The organism is Arthrobacter sp. 05L428 (assembly GCF_056397665.1).
The window spans coordinates 434,900-453,734 of the sequence record NZ_JBFTNW010000002.1; the positions used below are offsets into that span (position 1 = coordinate 434,900).

Here is an 18,835-nt window from a genome sequence, read left to right on the forward strand (position 1 = left end):
GACTCACACGCTACGACGGCGGGAGCGGGGGCGCTTCTTCAATCCTGCTCGGCTTCCGCGACGGCCGCGTGTGCTGCCGGGCGACGCAGGACGGCATGGCCTTCACCGCACGGTGTTCCCGGTCGCGGTACGCGCTGGGGGCCATCCCGACGATCTCTGTGAACCGGGAACTGAAGGAGCCCAGCGAGGTGCAGCCGACTTCCATGCAGGCGTCGGTCACGCTGGCACCGGCTCGCAGCAGCGCCATGGCGCGTTCGATCCGCCGGGTCATGAGGTAGTTATAGGGCGTCTCGCCGTAGGCCGCCTTGAACTGGCGGGAAAAGTGCGCGGGGGACATGAGGGCGCCGGCGGCCATGGTGGGCACGTCGAGCGGCCGGGCGTAGTCGCGGTCAATGAGGTCCCGGGCCCGGCGCAGGTGGCCCAGGTTGGCCAGCTCCTGCGGTGTCATGCCGCCATCTTAGCGCTGGTCAGGACCCGTGCGGGATGCTTCACCCGGCCGGCTATCTACTCGGCCCCGGTCTTTCACCAGGCCAGAGATTTTGCCTGTCGCGACTTGATTGCCGAAATCTGGCCGCAGTTCGAGCACGTGATCCGGTAGGTCTTGGAGGTGGTGAAGATGGGGATGAAAAACAGCGTGAACTTGGTGGCGCGTTGTTGCAGGTGGTGGTGAACGAACTGGCCGCAGTGCTGGCAGGTGGCCAACCGTCCGGGCAGGTCGTTGAGGACAGTCTTAAGGCCGAAAAGGAGGAACATTGCGTGGCACCTTTCGAAAGCGGTTAGGCCGTGGGCGACAGGCGGGCTGCAAGGCCCGTCAGCAGGATGGTGATGCCTTCGTCCAGCTCGGCCATTCCGTCGTAATCGGCGAGGACCGGCGCCAGGGCCCGGAGTCGGGGAAATTCCTTCGGCGGCAGCCGGTGCAGGCCCAGGCGGAGAAGAGCCTCATTTTCCTCGGGATCCACGATGAATTCCTGCAGTTCATTGAGGATGTGGCCGTACAGGTAGCCGTAGTAGGCGCGATAGACGTGCAGGGCGTCGGCCGGCGCGAAGCCGGCGTCGATCAGCAGCGCGAGAATCTGTTCCAGCGGACGCAGGGTCCCCAGCGGCCGGAGTCCCAGGGGCGTGGACAGGGGGCGTGTTACGAGCAACGGCACAACGTTCGGGTGCCGGAGCGCGAGCTCGCGCAGACAGTGCGCGATGCGCCGGAGCTGGGCCTGCCAGTCCGGGTCGTCGGGGACGATTTCGAGTTCGTTGAGGACGAGTTCGGAGACGCCGTCAAGCAGGGCGGCGCGGTTTTCGGCGTAGCGGTACAGGCTCATGGGGTCCCGGCCGAGTTCCTGCCCGAGCCGGCGCATGGTGAGCGCGTCCAGTCCTTCGGAGTCAACCAGCGTCAGGGCCGCGGACAGCACAAGCTCCCGGCTGAGGCGGCTCTTGGGAGCCGGGGCGGGCGCCGGCTTTTCTGCGGGGGACATGGAATCCGATCCTGTCGGGAGGGGCCGGTCCCACAACGGGGCCGTCCCTGGAAATTGATCAACAAGCTTGCTTACAGTGAAGTCTACGCCTATTGTCTACATTGTAGATACATCCTGGATGTTGCCGTACTGCGGCATCCGGACCCGCTTGGCGCCCCGTGCATGGCGTTCAAGTACCAGCTGCTGTAGCCCTCGGCGGCGCCCTGTGCACCCGGCGGAAACGAGCCACCATGGCAGATTCGCAATATGACCAGTTCCTTCAAGAAGCCACCACCTCCGACGCCGCATCCGGTTCCGTCCTCGGACGGGATTGCCTTTACGGGGTCTACACCAGCTGGTGTTTCCTGTCCCGGAGTGCGCCCCGGCCCGAAGATGCCTTCTGGGCGGCCATGAAGGAGAAAAAGATCCGTCCCGGGCATACGCCGCTGCGCATGAAGGGCCCGGCCGCCGCGGATTACATTCTCTCCAGCTTTCCCGGCCTGGTGTGAGTCGGATGGCCGCCACTTCGGGCACCTACCGGCCGGTCAGCGCCAACCAGCCCCGTGGCCGCCGTCCCTGGTGCGCTGACTGCCGCAGCGACCGGCACCTCCTCGCCGGTTCCGCTGCCGTTCTGGATGCCGGGGACGAAACCCTCGCCCTGGCTGTCACCTGCACGCGCTGCGGTCTTTCCAGGGTGCTGGCGACCACTGCAACATTTGCCGCCGCCATTGCCCGTCGGCGGAACAGGTAAGGCCGGTGGTGGCAATCTTTCGATCGCCGCCACCGGCCTCTGAACCGCGCAAAATCTGCGCTCCCGCGGAAGGTAAGAGATTCGAACTCTTGGTACGGGGTTACCGCACACTGGTTTTCAAGACCAGCTCCATCGGCCGCTCGGACAACCTTCCCTGAAGAGTAGTGTTTCATAGCCGGTAGGCAGCCACAAAAGTGGCGGCGCTCGCAGACGACGCCGGTTTGGCCACCTACTCTGGAAACGGGAGTTGCCCGCGCCGCGTGCGCGGACGCCCCGCCCGCACGAAATCAGTAAGGAATCGGGAGTTCTCCATGAAGGCTGTCTACATCTCAGAGCCCGGCGGTCCGGAGGTCCTGGAGGTCCGCGAGGTCCCGGCACCCGTTCCCGGCCAGGGCGAGGTGCTGATCGATGTGGTTGCTGCCGGGCTCAACCGGGCGGACGTCCAGCAGCGCATGGGGTTCTATCCGCCGCCCCCGGGCGCCTCGGAAATTCCCGGACTCGAAGTCTCCGGGCGAATCGCGGGCTTCGGCCCCGGTGTCACCAAGCCCTTCTCCGTCGGGGACAAAGTCGTCGCGCTGCTGGCCGGCGGGGGCTACGCCGAGCAGGTGGCCGTTCCGGCCGGGCAGGTCCTGAGGATTCCCGACGGCGTGGACCTGGTCACAGCCGCGTCGCTGCCGGAAGTCGCGGCCACGGTCTATTCCAACCTTGTCATGACGGCCCAGCTGCAGGCCGGGGAAACGGTGCTCATCCACGGGGCCACCGGCGGCATCGGCACCATGGCCATCCAGCTGGCGAAGGCCCTCGGCGCTCGCGTGGCGACCACCGCGGGCACCGCGGAGAAAGTCGGCACGGCGAAAGCCTTCCTCGGTGCCGACATTGCCATCAATTACGCCGAGGAGCACTTCCCCGAGAGCCTCCGTGCCCAGAACGGCGGGAAGGGCGCCGACGTCATTCTCGACGTCGTGGGCGCCAAGTACCTCGGACAGAACGTGGACGCCCTGGCGGAATATGGCCGGCTCGTCGTCATCGGGCTGCAGGGCGGCACGAAGGGCGAACTGGACCTCGGACAGCTGCTGCGGAAACGGGCGGCCATCATCGCCACCTCGCTCCGTCCCCGCCCGGTGGAGGAAAAGACGGTCATCATGAACGCGGTCCGCGACGCCGTGTGGCCGCTGCTCGCCGACGGCCGGATCCGGCCGCTCGTGGCGAAGACCTTTCCCCTCGACCAAGTCCAGGCAGCCCACCGGTACTTCGACTCCGGTGAGCACGTGGGCAAGGTCCTGCTCGTCACCTAGCCCCCTGTGACGGACAGCATACGCGGATTGGCATATGCGAAGTGGCTGTCCCGGGTAAACGACGATAATGTAATTCCATACGCGGTATACACGCGTCTTGGGGCGCGTGTATGCTGTCGTCCTGCTACCGTCGGGGGCACCATGTCTATCCGCCACAGCCTTCTCGCGCTGCTGCAGGACCGGCCGCGCTACGGGTATCAGCTCAGGACCGAGTTCGAGGATCGCACCGGCTCCTCCTGGCCCCTCAACATCGGGCAGGTTTACACCACCCTCGACCGCCTCGAACGTGATGGACTCGTCCAAAAAGACGGCGCAGACGGTGAAGGCCACATCGTCTACAGCATTACCCCGGCTGGCCTCGCCGAGGTCCGGGACTGGTTCCACGCTCCCGTGGGCCGTTCCAATCCGCCGCGCAACGAACTGGCCATCAAGCTCGCCCTCGCGCTGACGCTGCCCGCCGTCGACGTCGGCGGACTCATCCAGGCACAGCGCGCCGTCTCCATCCGGGCGCTGCAGGAGTACACCAAGTCCCGGCGCGAGGCCGTGGTGCATCCTCGCCCCGCGGACACGGCCAGGCTGCTGGTCCTCGACTCGCTGATCTTCCAGACCGAGGCAGAGGTCCGCTGGCTGGACCTCTGCGAAGCCCGCCTCATGCAGCTGGCCGGGCCGGCCTGACAAGCACCCCCGTTGTGACGCCGTTCACCGCGGACTATGCACCGCTTGGCGAGCCGCCGGGCGTCCCGGCCCCGGGTCCATGTCCATTCGGATGCCGCGTTGATAGGGTGCCATGGGGCAGATCTGACTGCTGATCTGTCAGATGGGGTTTCTCAAGGAGGAGACATGGGCACAATGCCAGATGGCGGGCCAAACACCGCACGAGTCGACGACGGCATCACGCCGGTTCCGGGCCTTCCGGCTACGGCCGTCGACGAATCCGTCCGCGAAGCGGAAGAGCGCAAATGGACACCGGCGAAAATCGCGCTCTGGGCGGCGATCGCACTGCTGGGCGGCGTCGCCTGGTTCATGCTCGCGATCGTCCGCGGTGAGACGGTCAACGCGATCTGGTTCGTGTTCGCCTCGGTCTGCACATATCTGATCGGCTACCGCTTCTATTCCAAGGTCATCGAGCGGTACATCACCAAGCCGAACGACCGCCGCGCCACCCCTGCCGAATACAAGGCGGACGGCAAGGACTACGTCCGGACGGACCGCAACGTGCTGTTCGGCCACCACTTCGCCGCCATCGCAGGCGCCGGCCCGCTCGTCGGCCCGGTCATCGCGGCCCAGATGGGCTACCTGCCCGGCACCATCTGGATCATCATCGGCGTCGTCCTCGCCGGCGCCGTCCAGGACTACCTGGTGCTCTTCTTCTCCATGCGCCGCGGCGGACGGTCGCTCGGCCAGATGGCGCGCGAGGAACTCGGCGTAATCGGCGGCACCGCCGCCCTCGTCGCCACCCTGCTGATCATGGTGATCATCGTGGCCATCCTGGCCCTCGTCGTCGTCAACGCCCTCGGCGAAAGCCCCTGGGGTGTGTTCTCCGTCGGCATGACGATCCCGATCGCCCTCTTCATGGGCGTCTACCTGCGCTACCTCCGCCCCGGCAAGGTCATGGAAGTCTCGCTCATCGGCTTCGTGCTGCTGATGGCCGCCATCATCGGCGGCGGCGCCGTGGCCGGCACCGAGTGGGGTGCCGCGTTCTTCCACCTGGACAAGGTCACCATCGCCTGGGGCCTGATCATCTACGGCTTCATCGCCGCGATCCTGCCCGTGTGGCTGCTGCTGGCACCGCGCGACTACCTCTCCACATTCATGAAGATCGGCGTGATCGTGATGCTGGCCCTGGCCATCATCGTGGTGCGGCCCGAAATCACGGTCCCGGCGTTCAGTGAGTTCGCCTCGCGCGACAACGGCCCGGTCTTCTCCGGGGCCGTGTTCCCGTTCCTGTTCGTGACCATCGCCTGCGGCGCCCTCTCCGGCTTCCACGCCCTGATTTCCTCCGGCACGACGCCGAAGCTCATCGAAAAGGAACGCCAGACCCGCCTGATCGGCTACGGCGGCATGCTGATGGAATCCTTCGTCGCCATCATGGCGCTCGTGGCGGCGATCTCGATCGACCGCGGTATCTACTTCGCCATGAACGCCCCGGTCGCCCTGACCGGCGGCACCGTCGAATCGGCCGCGCAGTGGGTCAACAGCCTGGGCCTGGCCGGAGTCAACATGACCCCGGATGTACTCGCCCAGACTGCCAAGGACGTCGGCGAGCAAAGCATCATCTCCCGCTCCGGCGGCGCTCCCACGCTCGCCGTGGGCCTGGCGCACATCATGCAGCAGTTCATCGGCGGCACCGCGATGATGGCCTTCTGGTACCACTTCGCCATCATGTTCGAGGCGCTCTTCATCCTCACGGCGGTCGACGCCGGCACCCGCGTCGCGCGGTTCATGCTGCAGGACTCGATCGGCAACTTCGTGCCGAAGTTCAAGGACCACTCCTGGCGGCCGGGGGCCTGGCTCGCCACTGCGGTGATGGTCGCCGCGTGGGGCCTGGTGCTGCTGATGGGCGTCACCGACCCGCTGGGCGGCATCAACACGCTGTTCCCGCTGTTCGGCATCGCCAACCAGCTGCTGGCGGCCATTGCCCTGTCGGTGGTGCTCGCCATCGTTGCCAAGCGCGGCACCTTCAAGTACCTCTGGATCGTGGCGCTGCCGCTGGCCTTCGCGTCCGTCGTCACCATCACCGCGAGCTTCTACAAGATTTTCTCGCCGGTCCCCGCCGTCGGGTACTTCGCCAACAACGCGGCGTTCGCCAAGGCACTGGCCGACGGAAAGACCTCCTTCGGCACGGCCAAGACGCAGGCCGCCATGGAAGCCGTCGTCCGCAACACGATGATCCAGGGCTGGCTTTCGATCATCTTCGTGGTGCTGAGCATCATCGTCATCATCACGGCCCTGATCGCGACGGCAAAGGCCTTCCGCAATGCCTCCGCCGGCATCGCCAACGTCGAATACGAGGACCCGGCCCAGCCGTCCCGCGTGTTCGCGCCGGCCGGGCTGTTCCCGACCGCGGCCGAGCGGGAGCTGGACGCGGAGTGGAAGAAGCTGCCCGCAGACCAGCGGCTCGAACACGCCGCACGGCACTGACGGTTGCTGCCATGAATGCACTCGTAGCGGGATTCCGGGGCTTTGCTGAGTACTTCAGCGGTGTCCTCGGTGCCGATGCCTACAAGAAGTACCTGGAGCACCATGAGGCCTCCGGCCACGACGGTCCGCCGATGTGTGAACGGGACTTCTGGCGCGACCACACGGACCGCCAGGACAGCAACCCGCAAGGCCGTTGCTGCTGACACCGCTGTCGCAATCCGGAAGGCGCCGTCGGGAACACCCGTTCCCGACGGCGCCTTCCGCCGTTTACGGGATACGACGCCGGGGACTGCGCAGGCGCCTAACCGCGCACTGCGCAGGCGCATAACCGCGCACTGCGTAGGCGCTTCGCAGGGGACGGCACGGGGCGTCATCCACCCCTGCCCTTCGCTGCCGCGCGTGAGAGTATGAAGCCATGAGCGATCCGATCGACACTCAGTCCGGCGACGACACTCCGGTGGAGGGCATCACCACGTCCGCCCCGCCGCAGGACGCACCCGACACCGAAGCGGCGGCCACGGGCCCGGCCCAGGGCCCCTCGGATTCCCGCGGGCCGGGCGTGCGCAACCGGGCCAGCCACCTGCAGGACCTGGTGGACGAACCCGCCAAGGTCATGCGGATCGGCACCATGTTGAAGCAGCTGCTCGACGAGGTGAAGTCCGCCCCGCTGGACGACGCGGCGCGGATCCGGCTGGCAGAAATCCACGAACGCTCGATCAAGGAACTGGAAGACGGGCTCGCGCCCGAGCTGGTGCAGGAACTCGAGCGGATCCATCTGCCGTTCCCCGAGGACGGCACCCCTTCCGACGCGGAATTGCGCATCGCCCAGGCCCAGCTGGTCGGTTGGCTGGAAGGACTCTTCCACGGCATCCAGACCGCGATCGCGGCCCAGCATGCCGCCCGGGAGCACGCGGCCGCGCAGCTGCAACTCCGCCAGCTGCCGCCCGGCACCATGATCGCGCCCGGCGTCATCATCGGGGAAAACGGCGAACCGCAACGCGCCGCCGAGCCCCAGCCCGGCGCGGATCCCACGCAGCCGGTCCGACCCGCCGACCCGGACCACGGTCCCGGCCAGTACCTCTAGGCCACCGTTGGGTTTCTTTAGCGCGGCACGGCAGGGACGCAAGGACGACGCCGAACTCGGCAAGGGCCTGTGGCGGCGCGCCCACGACCGGTTTGTCCGGGGACTGGACCGGTACCACCAGGTCCTCGAAGGCGTCGAGGATGAGGCCCTCTACGCGGAGCTGGTCGAGATCGCCAACGAACTGTCCGCCCTGGCCGGGCGGGTCCGGCAGATCTGCGTTGAGGCTCAACGCCGCTCGCCCAGCGACGGCCTCGACATCCCTGGAGCCCTGGCCGGCGTGCACCGTTCCCTGTCCACGGCCGGCAACTCGCTGGCCATGACCGCGGAAGCAGCGGCGATGCTGCGCCTCGCCGTCGGGCCGGTCCCGGTCGGTGCGGCGTCCGTGCGCCGCCGCGCGGAGTCCGTCGTGGAACACATCGACGACGCCGAACGGCGGCTCGCGGACGCAGCAACGCAAGGCTGATGTTGCGCCCACATCGCGGCGGGTGACCGGGTCGAAACACCGGGTGCTAAGGATATTCCGGGTTAAGCGCCTAGCTTAGCGGCGTCAAAACACTGGCCTGAGGGGCAGCCGCTTGGCAGGATGGACGAATGACTTCTTCACCCGAACTGACATTCAATGACGGCAACACCATCCCGCAGCTCGGCTACGGCGTGTGGCAAGTTGAGGACGACATCGCCGAGAAGGTCGTCGTCCAGGCGTTCGAGGCCGGCTACCGGCACATCGACACCGCCAAGATCTACGGAAATGAAGCCGGGGTAGGCCGCGCGATCCAGCGTTCGGGCCTGAAGCCGGAGGAAATCTTCATCACCACCAAGCTGTGGAACGCGGACCAGGGCTACGAGTCCACCCTGAAGGCGTTCGAGGAATCCATGGAACGCCTTGGCCTCGAGACCCTGGACCTCTACCTTATCCACTGGATGCAGCCCAAGCAGGACAAGTACGTTGACACCTGGAAGGCGCTCATCGAGCTGCAGAAGCAGGGCCGCGTGAAGACCATCGGAGTCTCCAACTTCACCAAGGAGGGGCTGCAGCGCCTGATCGACGAAACCGGCGTGGTTCCGGCGATCCACCAGATCGAGCTGCACCCGTTCTTCAACCAGGCGGAGCTGCGTGAATTCAACGCATCCAAGGGCATTCTCACCGAGGCATGGTCGCCGCTGGGCCAGGGCGGCGAGCTGCTGGAAAGCCCGGTCATCGCCCAGATCGCGGCCAAGCACAACGCCACGCCGGCGCAGGTGGTCATCGCCTGGCACCTCGCGATCGGCAACGTCGTGATCCCCAAGTCCGTCACCGAATCGCGGATCCGCGAGAACTACGCGGCCCTGGACGTCACCCTTGACGAGACGGACGTGCAGGCCATCAACGGTCTGGACCGCTCCGCAGAGGGCGCCGGCCGCATCGGTGCAGACCCGGCGGTCTCAGACTTCGCCTAGCCATCCCGGTGAATTAGGGGTTCCTCCCAAGAGGTAAGAAGTGAGCGGTCCAGGGCTATTGGCCCTGGACCGCTCTTTTCGTCGGTCTTCTTTGCATCGGCTACAGGTGGTTTTCGCGCAGTCAGGCGCCGGGACTGCAGGGGGCGACGTCGAAGGCCCCGTCCGGAGCGTCGGCGAAGGCGCGGATCTTTGCGATAAGTGCCCGCGTGGCGGAATCCTTTTCAAGCTGGGCGTAGACCGGGGCCGCCGCAGCTTCGAATGCTGCGATCTGCTCGTCCGTGGCTGCGACGATCGTGCCGCCGCTTCGGCAGTAGGCTGCCGCCTCGTCGGCGGTGTGGACCATGGAGCTCGTTACTGCTTCCCGGGTCTTCGCGGCCGCCTCCATCAGGATCCGCCGGTCGTCTGCGGCCAGGTGCGAATAGGTCTTGGTGTTAATGGCCAGCGAGTTGACCTTTACGTACAGCGGCAGATTCCCCGTGGTTGTGCTGGGCCGGGGAAAGGTTCCGGCCCGGGTGAAGGATGACTCGGCGGCCTTAACCGTGCCCTTGTTCAGCGCGTCGGTGAAAAGTTCCCCCGCCAGTGACTGCGGCCTGGCTCCCAAGGCCTTCAGGGTCGCGTATCCCGTGCTGGAACCGGGGGCGCGGACAACTTTTCCGGCCAGGTCCGCCGGTGCCGTTACGGGTCCGTCGAAGGAAAAGAGCATCCGCGGTCGGTCGGGCAGCAGGGCGAGCCCGGTGAGTCCGATCGGCCTCAGCCCTGCCATCATGCTGCCGGCGATCTCCGGCGCGACAATCTTCGCCACCACCTGGTCCGAGGCCCGGAGGAAAGGCGCCGAGAGTGCCGTGAAGGACAGGACACCCTCCGACTCCCAGGTCCGGGTGGGGACCAGCGCCATGTCGAAGTCGCCGCCTTCGGTGGATTGGGCCACGGCCTGGTCCCATGCGCCTGCTTCGTCGGCGGCCGCCCTGAGCACGAGTTCGATCCGGATCGACCCGCCGGAGAGTTCCTTCACCTGGCTGGCGAATTCCCGGACTTGCGCTGCGGAATGACCGTCGGGACCGCCAGCGGTGGCCAGGGTCAGGACCATCGCGTCAGCGGACTGCTGATCAGCCTGCGAAAGTCCGCTGGCCCCGCATCCGGCCGCCGCCAGGACTAGGGCTGCCGCCGCCATGATCGCCGCACCACGCATCCGTGCTTGCATGCTGGCCTCTTTTCGGGTCCAAGGCGAAGCTCCCAACGTAGCTGACACCAGAAGAGGAAGCCTCCACTCCGAAAGTTACTCCTTCGGGACGTCCGCCAACAGGCCATCCGGACGGACTTCCGGGCTCCCTGACGAGCCAGGACCTTCGCACGAGGTCCGAGGTTGCCCTCCCGTCTACGCTGCGGCCCGGCCCTGACGCGGCAGCACGGCGTCGATGACCGCCCAGCCGTGTTCGTCCTGGATGCGCCGGCTGGCAAAGCGCTCAGCCCCAGCGGCGTCGTCGAACGCTTCGGTGCGGATCCGGCCGCACTCGGTGTCCAGGTAGGTGACTTCCCAATGCTCTGCTGCGGACGGGGCTGCTGCCTGCCGGGCTGCCGTGAACTCCTGATGTTCGAAATCCTGATCCTGTTCCATGAATTAAGTCTGCAACCGCCCTCTGACAGTAAGTGGTCATCCGCCCGGCGTGTTGCCCAGCCGCAGCACCCGTTCCCGGGCCAGGTCCTCCCGGCGGCGGTCTTTCTCCGCCGTCCGGGCTGCCTGCTGCGCGGCAGCCGAGGCCAGTTCGAGCCGCTTTCGGGCCTGCCGCAGCCCGGCCTCGGCACGCGCCAGCTGTTCCCTGAGCCCGGCAGCCTCCTCCGTCAGTGCAGCCGCAGCGTCCGTCGCGTCCTCTAGTTCCCCGGATGCGCGTTCTGCCTCGGCGGCGCTGGAAAGGGCGGCGTCGGTGGCTTGCCGGAGGGCGGCCTGGGCGCGCTCCCTGGCCGAGGGGCTGGGCGCCGGCCGTTCCTGCCGGACGGCCCGCAGGCGCGGCTGGCCGGTTGCCGGAGGCGTGCCCGGAGCCGGGGGCGCAGCGTTCTCCGGGGGAGCGGCCGACGGCCTTGCCCCGGTCGCATCCGGGACGGCGACGGCGCCGTCGAGGTCAACGACGTCGACGCCGTCGGCGGAGAGCGTCCGGAGCAGCCGCCCGCTCCGGACGGCGGCAGCGGCGCCCTCGTCAGCCGTGGCCGCACGCAGGGTCTGTTCCACTTCCGCCGCGACGGTGCCGCTGATTTTCCGCCCCTGTTGCTCCGCCACGGCGCGGGCTGCGTCGACCGCGCCGGCCAGCATGGTCCGCCGTTCGCGGGAGAGGCTGCGGAGCGTTGCCGCGTCGAGGGAGGCCTGGGCCCGGCGCATTGCGAGTCCCAGCTCGGCCAGGTCACGGAGTGTTTCCGGCCGCCGCCAGGCGAGCATGTTGACGGCCCAGGCGCTCACCGAGGGTTTGGGCAGGGAGCGCACCTCCGCCGCGCGGGAGCGTAGCTCCGGCGTCGCGGGCGTTGCGGAGAGCAGTTCCTTGGCCGCGGCATTGCGGCCTGCGACAAAGCCGTCGAACGGCATCCCGTAGAGCTGCGCCGCAATGTCCGCGAGCTCACGTTTTGCCATGCAAGAATCATAGAAGCTCCGGCCCCCACGCCGGGGGCGCGCAGCACACGTCCACCGTAGGAGATTCCACGTGATTGAAATAGGCGGCCTCCCGGCCCACATCCTTCTGGTCCACGCCGTCGTTGTGCTTGGCCCGATCGCCGGCCTCGCCGCCATCGCCTACGCTGCCGTAACCCGCTGGCGGCGGTACCTGGCCTGGCCGCTGGGTGTTCTCTCGCTGGGGCTGGTTCCGGTCGCGCTCATCACCGCGCAGGCGGGGGAGCAGCTGCAGAAGGCCCGTCCATCGACGGAATTGGTCCGGGAACATGCCGAACAAGGTGACGTGCTGAAGGTGGTGTCGATCATCTTCTTCGTGATCGTCGCGGCGATGATTATCGTGAGCTTCGAACCGATCGGCCGGCGCTTCGCCTTCCTCGGCGGCCTGCGCGAAAACCGGGTCCTGCGGACCGTCTTGCTGGTTGCAGGAGCCTTGGCCGGCGCCTTCTTCCTGTACCAGAGCATCATCACCGGGCACTCCGGCGCCGCGTCCGTGTGGGCACGCTGACGGTGCGCTGACGGTGCACTGACCATTCCGAGGGGCGCGCCCGGGCCTCAGGCCCGGCGCGCCCTTCGCACTGTCATGAGCAGCAGCACCAGGGCAGCCGCCTGCAGCGCGGCGACCGCTGCGATCAGCGCGGGCCACGCCCCGTAGAGGGCGCCATAGAGCGCGCCGCCGGCCAGCGCGCCGGCTCCCTCGAAAGCCGCGAAGACCCCGTACGCCGATCCCTGCCGCGGCTCCGGCACGAGGTCCGCCACGAGCGCCTTGACCGTCGAGTCCTGGATTCCGGTGGCGGCGCCCCAGCTGGCCACGCCAGCCACCACCAGGGCCACGCCGGTGGAGAATGCCAGTACGGGCACGGCCGCAATCAGCACCGGCAGCGCCAGCAATACGGCCGGGCCCGCGCGGTCGTAGAGGAAGCCGCTCCCCAGCGCGCCGAGTGCCGCCGCGCCCATGGCCGCGGCGTAGAGCAGCGGCACCACGGGCGCCGGAACCGCCACAGCAGCGGTCAAATGGTAGGAAATCACGCCGAAAGCCACCAGACCCGCACTCCAAAAGAAGGCGCACACCGCGAACAGCAGGAAAACGCCGGTGAACAACGACGGCGGTTTGCCCGCCGTTCCAGGCGGCGCCGGAGTGCCGCCGGGCTCCGCGACGCGGCGGCGCAACCAGAGCAACAGCGCGAGCGCCACCACAGCGGGAACAGCCAGGACCGCGAAAGCGGCCGAGATGAGGCCGGTGGCCGCCAGCACGGCCGCCACGATCAGCGGACCGAGGAGCGCGCCGGTGAGATCCAGGGACTTGTGCACGGCGAAGCCGCGGCCGCGCCCCACCCGCTTGGCCACTGAGGCGAGCAGCACGGTCTTTGCCGGGCTCCGCACGGCCTTGCCCACCCGGTCCCCGATGATCAGCGCCGACGCCAGGACCAGCCCGGCGGCACCCGCGGCCGGGGCGACGGCCAGCAGCGGCACGCAGAGCGCCGTCAGGGCGTAGCCCGCCAGCGTGAAGGTCCAGTACCGGCGGGTGCGGTCCGCCCAGGGCCCAAAGACCAAGCGCAGGCCCTGCGCCGCTGCCTCGGCCCCGCCGGTGACAAGCCCTACGATGAGCGCGGAGGCGCCGAGCTGCGCCAGCAGCGGTCCGGCGAGCGGGCGGGCGCCGTCGGAGACGACGTCGGTCGCCAGGCTGACCAGCCCGAAGCCCACCACCGTGCCCCACGGCCGGCGGCCGCCTGCCCGTGATGCAGTGGGGGACGCGGCCGGTGCCGGTCCCGGTGCTGCCATCCCGGGTCCGGTCGGCGTCGCGGCGGGGTCCGGCCCGGGAGGGGCGGGCACCTCGCGCTCAGGCCGGTCCATTTCCCAAGGGTCGCGGACGGGGACGTGAATGACAAGAGCAGCCGGGGTCCGGGCCGTGCATGCCGCGGCCGCAGCCCCGGGCACTATTGGACCAAACGCGGGCACGCCGGCCGCTACGTGCCCGGCGTGCCCGTGTCGAAGTCCCCCCGGACCCGGACCCGGACCCGCATCCCGGGCCGGACCGGACCGCGTGGGCGGACAGCAAAGAACCCCTGGAAATCAATGATTTCCAGGGGTTCTTTGCTTCGAACTTCCGAGCTTCCTATCAGAATCGAACTGATGACCTTCTCATTACGAGTGAGACGCTCTACCGACTGAGCTAAGGAAGCAACCGCGTGAAACCCCGGCGAACCGGGCGGATCATGCAAGAGACAACTGTAATGGAGTCCCCGCGCCCGGGTCAAAATGAGCCGCGAGGGTGCCGTGGACCGGTCAGCAGACGGTGTTGTCCGCCGGTGTCTTGCCGTCCACGAGGTACCCGTCCACGGCCTTCTCAACGCAGCTGTTGGAACGGCCGTAGGCGGTGTGGCCCTCGCCCTTCCAGGTCAGCAGCGCGGCGGTGCCCAGTTGCTTGCGCAGGGCGACGGCCCATTCGTACGGTGTGGCGGGGTCGCCGGTGGTGCCCACGACCAGGATGTCGGCCGTGCCCTTGTACTGGGCCGGAGCCGGGGTGCGGAGGCTCTTGTAGGGCCAGTCCTTGCAGCTCGTGCCGCCGTACGCAAAGTAGTAGCCCAGAGTGGGGGAGAGTTGGCGGAGCCGCTTCTCCTCGGTCCGCATCGCCGCCGTGCCGGTTTCCATCGAGTAGTCGAGGCAGTTGATGGCATTGAAGGCGAACGCAGAGTTTGCCGAGTAGGTGCCGTTCGGCTCGCGGTCCGCGCCGAAGTCGGACAGCCGGAGCATCGGGGACAGATCGCCTTTCATCGCGCTGTCCAGGGCCTGGGTCAGCACGGGCCAGTTGTCGTCGTTGTAGAACGGCAGGATGAAGCCGCTGACGAACATGGACGCGTTGACCAGCCGGCCGTCCTTGGCCGGCTGCGGGTTGGCTTCCACGGCCGCGATGAGGTCCTGGATCTGCCGGACGGCCTCGTCCGGGGTTCCGCTCAACGGGCAGCCGCTGTTTTGGAGGCAACTGGTCGCATAGGCGTGGATGGCCTTCTCGAAAGCCTTCGCCTGGCCTGCGGTCAGCTCCTCATTGCTCAGGGAGGGGTCCAGGGCGCCGTCCAGGACCATCCGGCCCACGTTGTCCGGGAAAAGCGAGGCGTAGGTCGAGCCGAGGAAGGTGCCGTACGAGTAGCCCAGGTAGTTCAGCTTGGTGTCGTTCAGGACGCCGCGGAGGACGTCGAGGTCCTTGGCGGCGCTGACGGTGTCGACGTGGCCCAGGACCGGCCCGGTCTTCTCGGCACACTTGGCGGCGATGGCTTTGTTGTCCGCGAAGGCTTCGGCCAGTCCTGCGTCGGTGTCCAGCTTGTAGATCTTGGCGCGGTTGGCGTCGCGTTCCCGGTCGGTGAGGCAGGTGACCGGAGCGGAGCGCTTCACCCCGCGCGGATCGAAGCCCACGACGTCGTAATTCGAGCGCACCTTCTCGGAAATGTTCGTAGAGCCGGCGTCCCTGACGAAGTCGTAGCCGGAACCGCCGGGACCGCCCGGGTTAACCAGCAGGCTGCCCTTCTTGTTGCCGCCCTTCGATGCCAGTTTGATGACGGCAAGTTCGATCGTGTCGCCGTCGGGCTTGCTGTAGTCCAGCGGAACCTTGACGTTGGCGCACTGGAAGTCCCCCTCGCAGGCCGACCATTTGAGCTGCTGGGAGTAGTAGCTCCGCAGCTCGGCCGGGGCGGCTGCGGCGATCGAAGGGTCGGCCGTTGCGGAGGAGCTCTTTGGGCCGCCGTCGCCGGAGCCGAAAAGCGTGCAGGAAGACAGCACCAGGGACAGCACCAGGCCCAGCGCCAAGGCGCCGGCAGCCCGCACCCCGAGCCCCAAGGTTCGGCTGCCTGCCGGGGGTGGTGGTGCTGACGTCATGCGGTTCTCCTTGGGGATGTGGAACTGGGCGGATCGAAGCGGGTGGAGCGTTGCTGACGGGTCAGATCAGGCTGGCGGCCATGGACTCGACGGCCAGCAGCGGGGCCACATTGGTCGTCGTGATCCGTTTGCGGGCCTTGTTGATGGCATCCATCCGGGCAAGTGTCACCTCGGCCGTTGAGCGCCCGGCGAATTCCTGCAGCTCGCTCCTCAGCTCAACGTTGACCAGTTCCACGGCGTTCCCCATCTGGATGATCAGCACATCCCGGTAAAAGGACAGCAGGTCGGTCAGGGTACGGTCAAGCGAGTCGGTGACGGAGCGCTTGGCACGCCGCTTCTGGTCGTCCTCGAGCTGCTTGACCTGCCCGCGCATGGCCGGCGGGAGCGGCCCGCTTTCGGGTGCCCCCAGCGTGGCGAGCAGCGCCGCCTTTTCGGCGGCGTCGCGCTCGTCGTTGGAGCTGTTGGCTTCCTCCGTGGCGATCTTGACGAGCTTGTCCGCCATCATCACGGCCGCGGTGATGCCCCGCAGGTGCAGCGGGAACCGTACGGTCTCCAGCCGGCGTTCGCGGGCCTCCGGGTCCTTCGCCAGCCGGCGGGCGATTCCCACGTGGCTTTGCGCGGCGCGGGCGGCGCGTTCGGCAACCTCCGGTTCTACGCCGTCGCGCTTGACCAGGAGGGCCGCAACGTCGGCCGCCGGCGGGAGCCGCAGCGCCACCGGGCGGCAACGGGAACGGATGGTCACGAGCACATCCGCGGGAGACGGCGCGCACAGCATCCAGATGGTGCGCGGGGTGGGCTCCTCGATGGCCTTGAGCAGCACGTTGGTGGTGCGCTCCGCCATCCGGTCCGCGTCTTCGACGACGATGATGCGCCAGCGGGCGGAGGAGGGACGGTTGCCCGCGGTCGAGACCAGTTCGCGGGCCTCGTCGATCGTGATGGTGACCTTCTCGGTGCGCACGAACGTGACATCGGAGTGCGTCTCGCCAACGATGGTCTGGCACGCAGGGCATTCGCCGCAGCCGCGCTTCGTGATGTCTTCCTGGTCGCAGTTCAGTGCCGCGGCAAAGGCCTTCGCGGCGTTGGACCGGCCGGATCCCGGCGGGCCGGTGAACAGCCAGGCGTGCGTGAGACCGTCGCCCTCCGCGGCCTGGCGCAGTTGGGCGACGACGGCCGGCTGGCCCTGGAGGTCGTCCCAGACGCTCATGCCGAGCTGCTTTGACGGAGCGAGAGCAGCGTCTCGACCCGTTCGAGGATCCGGGCAGCCAGCTCCGACACGGGCAGGTGCGCCGCGAGAACCAGGTATTTTTCCGGCCGGGCCGCCGCCAGCGCCAGGAAAGCGGCGCGGATCCTGGCGTGGAAGTCGTCGGCCTCGGATTCGAGCCGGTCCTCCGCGGCGTCGCCGGCGGTCCGGCGCCGGCGCCCGTCGGCAGGGTCGACGTCAAGCAACACCGTCAGGTCCGGCTGCAGGCCGGAGGTGGCCCAGTCATTGATCTCACGCACCGCATCCGTGCCGAGGTGCCGGCCCGCGCCCTGGTAGGCGACCGAGGAGTCGATGTACCGGTCGGTGAGGACCACCTCGCCCCGCTCCAGCGCCGGACGGATGACCTGCGCGGCGTGCGCGGCGCGGGACGCTGCAAAGATCAGGGCCTCGGTGTGGGCGTCGATGTGCCCGTGGCCATGATCCAGCACCAGGGACCGAAGCTTCTCGCCGATCGGCGTGCCGCCCGGTTCCCGCGTCCGCAGCACCGTCAGCCCGCGGGACTCGAGTGCTCCGGCGAGCTCCGCGGCCTGGGTGGACTTGCCGGCACCGTCGCCGCCCTCAAAGGCAATGAACAGTCCGGGGAAGGGTCCGGGAGTCTGGGTAGTCACTGCTCTAGCCTACCGACAATCACCGACACCATGGCGGCCAGCGCGTAACGCCTTACGGGCCCGGCGCGGCTCCGAAGTACCCTGTCACCATGAGTCTCTCCGAAGAACAGGCAGCCTCGCTCTCGGCCGAAACCGTGGTGGTGGCCGCAGGCCGTCCTCCGCGCGAACGCGACGCCCCGGTCAACCCGCCGATCGTGCTGTCCTCGACCTATTTCGGCACCGGTCCCTTGGGCCCCGGCGACCGCGGCTACGGCCGGTATTCCAACCCCAGCTGGGACCCCTTCGAACAGGCCCTGGCACAGCTGGAAGGCGCCACGCTGCCGGGCCTGCTGTACGCCTCCGGCCTCGCCGCCGTAAGTTCCGCGCTGTCCCTGGTTCCGGCGCAGGGGGCGCTGGTAATGCCGTCCCACAGTTACGCCGGTTCACTCGTGATGGCGACGGAACTGGCGCAGAAGGGTGCGCTGGAGCTGCGCACCGTGGACATTGCGGACACCGACGCCGTGCTGGAACAGCTGGCGCCCGCCGGCGGAACGCCTGCCAGCATGCTGTGGCTGGAGAGCCCCACCAACCCGATGCTCGGCGTCGCGGACATCCGTGCGCTCACCGCTGCAGCGCACGCCGCCGGCGCCCTCGTCGTCACCGACAACACCTTCTCCACCCCGCTCGTGCAGCAGCCGCTCAGCCTCGGCTCCGACGTCGTCCTGCACTCGGTCACCAAGTACCTCTCCGGCCATTCCGACGTCGTGCTGGGCGCCCTCGTGACCTCCGACGCCGAGCTCCACGCCAGGCTGCTGCACCACCGAACCATCCACGGCGGCATCGCCGGGCCGTTCGAGGCATGGCTGGCGCTGCGGGGGCTGCGCACCCTGGCCCTGCGGATTGAGCGCTCGCAGGCCTCCGCGGCGGTGCTCGCGGAGCGGCTGAGCCGGCACCCGCAGGTCGGCAGCATCCGGTACCCGGGCCTGCCCTCGGACCCCGGCCACGAACGGGCCAAGGCGCAGATGAAGGGCTTCGGGTCCGTGCTGTGCATCGAAATGGCCCCGGGGGACGGCCCCGACGGCGGGTTCAGCGGCGCGGAGGCGGCCGACCGGATGATCCGGGCCCTGCAGTTGTGGCTGCCGGCCACCTCGCTGGGCGGGGTGGAATCCCTGATCGAGCGCCGCCGCCGGCACACGGCGGAACCGGAGAGCGTACCGGAGAACCTGGTCCGGCTGAGTGTCGGAATTGAAAACGTCGAGGACCTGTGGGCCGATTTGCAGCAGGCTTTGGCAACACTGGACGGCTAGG

Annotated in this window: 21 protein-coding genes and 2 tRNA genes; 11 read left to right on the top strand and 12 right to left on the bottom strand. The window is 68.1% G+C overall.

What is annotated here, in order from left to right; all coding sequences use genetic code 11:
* Window positions 1-10: 10 nt before the first annotated feature.
* The 3 genes from AC1DH3_RS08380 to AC1DH3_RS08390 all read right to left on the bottom strand — a co-directional run bounded on the left by AC1DH3_RS08380 (window position 11) and on the right by AC1DH3_RS08390 (window position 1,469).
* The gene (locus tag AC1DH3_RS08380; protein WP_441419021.1) at window positions 11-448 is read right to left on the bottom strand and encodes a helix-turn-helix transcriptional regulator; all 438 of its coding nucleotides are present in this window, start codon (window positions 446-448) and stop codon (window positions 11-13) included.
* Window positions 449-522: 74 nt separating this feature from the next.
* Window positions 523-753 (bottom strand): zinc-ribbon domain-containing protein, encoded by a 231-nt coding sequence (locus tag AC1DH3_RS08385; RefSeq protein WP_441419022.1) that lies wholly within the window; start codon window positions 751-753, stop codon window positions 523-525.
* Between the two features lie 23 nt (window positions 754-776).
* Entirely contained in the window at window positions 777-1,469 is a 693-nt protein-coding gene (locus tag AC1DH3_RS08390; protein ID WP_441419023.1) for a TetR/AcrR family transcriptional regulator C-terminal domain-containing protein, read from the bottom strand.
* 230 nt (window positions 1,470-1,699) lie between these two features.
* Between AC1DH3_RS08390 and AC1DH3_RS08395 the strand changes: the two genes are divergently transcribed.
* Both AC1DH3_RS08395 and AC1DH3_RS08400 read left to right on the top strand, forming a co-directional pair.
* Complete coding sequence (locus AC1DH3_RS08395; RefSeq protein WP_441419024.1) at window positions 1,700-1,957, top strand: hypothetical protein; 258 nt, start codon at window positions 1,700-1,702, stop codon at window positions 1,955-1,957.
* 5 nt (window positions 1,958-1,962) lie between these two features.
* A complete protein-coding gene (locus tag AC1DH3_RS08400) occupies window positions 1,963-2,199 on the top strand; it encodes a hypothetical protein (RefSeq protein ID WP_441419025.1) in 237 nt (78 codons plus the stop codon).
* A gap of 66 nt (window positions 2,200-2,265) precedes the next feature.
* Here AC1DH3_RS08400 and AC1DH3_RS08405 read toward each other — a convergent pair.
* Window positions 2,266-2,353: transfer RNA gene (locus AC1DH3_RS08405), tRNA-Ser, on the bottom strand.
* A gap of 157 nt (window positions 2,354-2,510) precedes the next feature.
* Here AC1DH3_RS08405 and AC1DH3_RS08410 point away from each other — a divergent pair.
* The 7 genes from AC1DH3_RS08410 to AC1DH3_RS08440 all read left to right on the top strand — a co-directional run bounded on the left by AC1DH3_RS08410 (window position 2,511) and on the right by AC1DH3_RS08440 (window position 9,156).
* Window positions 2,511-3,494: an NAD(P)H-quinone oxidoreductase gene (locus tag AC1DH3_RS08410; RefSeq protein WP_476892806.1), complete on the top strand. Its 984-nt coding sequence runs from the start codon at window positions 2,511-2,513 to the stop codon at window positions 3,492-3,494.
* 141 nt (window positions 3,495-3,635) lie between these two features.
* On the top strand, window positions 3,636-4,169 hold the full coding sequence (locus tag AC1DH3_RS08415; RefSeq protein WP_476909042.1) for a PadR family transcriptional regulator: 534 nt from the start codon (window positions 3,636-3,638) through the stop codon (window positions 4,167-4,169).
* A gap of 174 nt (window positions 4,170-4,343) precedes the next feature.
* Entirely contained in the window at window positions 4,344-6,635 is a 2,292-nt protein-coding gene (locus AC1DH3_RS08420; protein WP_476893029.1) for a carbon starvation CstA family protein, read from the top strand.
* Between the two features lie 11 nt (window positions 6,636-6,646).
* Complete coding sequence (locus AC1DH3_RS08425; RefSeq protein ID WP_175323765.1) at window positions 6,647-6,838, top strand: YbdD/YjiX family protein; 192 nt, start codon at window positions 6,647-6,649, stop codon at window positions 6,836-6,838.
* A 212-nt stretch (window positions 6,839-7,050) separates the two neighbouring features.
* Complete coding sequence (locus AC1DH3_RS08430) at window positions 7,051-7,719, top strand: bacterial proteasome activator family protein (protein WP_441419028.1); 669 nt, start codon at window positions 7,051-7,053, stop codon at window positions 7,717-7,719.
* A 7-nt stretch (window positions 7,720-7,726) separates the two neighbouring features.
* Window positions 7,727-8,182, top strand: a complete 456-nt coding sequence (locus tag AC1DH3_RS08435) for a hypothetical protein (RefSeq protein ID WP_441419029.1) — start codon at window positions 7,727-7,729, stop codon at window positions 8,180-8,182.
* Between the two features lie 128 nt (window positions 8,183-8,310).
* The gene (locus AC1DH3_RS08440) at window positions 8,311-9,156 is read left to right on the top strand and encodes an aldo/keto reductase (RefSeq protein ID WP_441419030.1); all 846 of its coding nucleotides are present in this window, start codon (window positions 8,311-8,313) and stop codon (window positions 9,154-9,156) included.
* 121 nt (window positions 9,157-9,277) lie between these two features.
* Here AC1DH3_RS08440 and AC1DH3_RS08445 read toward each other — a convergent pair whose 3' ends face one another.
* From AC1DH3_RS08445 to AC1DH3_RS08455, 3 genes are all read right to left on the bottom strand, one after another.
* Complete coding sequence (locus AC1DH3_RS08445; RefSeq protein WP_476909043.1) at window positions 9,278-10,357, bottom strand: TRAP transporter substrate-binding protein; 1,080 nt, start codon at window positions 10,355-10,357, stop codon at window positions 9,278-9,280.
* Between the two features lie 174 nt (window positions 10,358-10,531).
* On the bottom strand, window positions 10,532-10,771 hold the full coding sequence (locus AC1DH3_RS08450; RefSeq protein WP_476909044.1) for a hypothetical protein: 240 nt from the start codon (window positions 10,769-10,771) through the stop codon (window positions 10,532-10,534).
* A gap of 36 nt (window positions 10,772-10,807) precedes the next feature.
* The gene (locus tag AC1DH3_RS08455; protein ID WP_476909045.1) at window positions 10,808-11,773 is read right to left on the bottom strand and encodes a hypothetical protein; all 966 of its coding nucleotides are present in this window, start codon (window positions 11,771-11,773) and stop codon (window positions 10,808-10,810) included.
* 70 nt (window positions 11,774-11,843) lie between these two features.
* Between AC1DH3_RS08455 and AC1DH3_RS08460 the strand changes: the two genes are divergently transcribed.
* A complete protein-coding gene (locus tag AC1DH3_RS08460) occupies window positions 11,844-12,317 on the top strand; it encodes a hypothetical protein (RefSeq protein ID WP_441419034.1) in 474 nt (157 codons plus the stop codon).
* A gap of 47 nt (window positions 12,318-12,364) precedes the next feature.
* Here AC1DH3_RS08460 and AC1DH3_RS08465 read toward each other — a convergent pair whose 3' ends face one another.
* The 5 genes from AC1DH3_RS08465 to tmk all read right to left on the bottom strand — a co-directional run bounded on the left by AC1DH3_RS08465 (window position 12,365) and on the right by tmk (window position 17,548).
* A complete protein-coding gene (locus AC1DH3_RS08465; RefSeq protein WP_441419035.1) occupies window positions 12,365-13,663 on the bottom strand; it encodes an MFS transporter in 1,299 nt (432 codons plus the stop codon).
* Window positions 13,664-13,919: 256 nt separating this feature from the next.
* Window positions 13,920-13,992: transfer RNA gene (locus tag AC1DH3_RS08470), tRNA-Thr, on the bottom strand.
* Between the two features lie 103 nt (window positions 13,993-14,095).
* The gene (locus AC1DH3_RS08475) at window positions 14,096-15,679 is read right to left on the bottom strand and encodes an alpha/beta hydrolase (protein WP_476909046.1); all 1,584 of its coding nucleotides are present in this window, start codon (window positions 15,677-15,679) and stop codon (window positions 14,096-14,098) included.
* A gap of 61 nt (window positions 15,680-15,740) precedes the next feature.
* Window positions 15,741-16,883 carry a DNA polymerase III subunit delta' gene (locus AC1DH3_RS08480; protein WP_476909047.1) on the bottom strand — a complete coding sequence of 381 codons (1,143 nt, stop codon included), beginning with the start codon at window positions 16,881-16,883 and terminating at the stop codon, window positions 15,741-15,743.
* Window positions 16,880-17,548: a dTMP kinase gene (tmk, locus tag AC1DH3_RS08485; RefSeq protein WP_441419038.1), complete on the bottom strand. Its 669-nt coding sequence runs from the start codon at window positions 17,546-17,548 to the stop codon at window positions 16,880-16,882. The genes AC1DH3_RS08480 and tmk overlap by 4 nt, the downstream gene beginning before the upstream one ends.
* Before the next feature lie 89 nt (window positions 17,549-17,637).
* Here tmk and AC1DH3_RS08490 point away from each other — a divergent pair, with 89 nt between their 5' ends.
* Window positions 17,638-18,834, top strand: coding sequence for a trans-sulfuration enzyme family protein (locus tag AC1DH3_RS08490; RefSeq protein ID WP_476909048.1), 1,197 nt, complete (start codon window positions 17,638-17,640; stop codon window positions 18,832-18,834).
* The last annotated feature ends 1 nt before the right edge of the window (window position 18,835 follow it).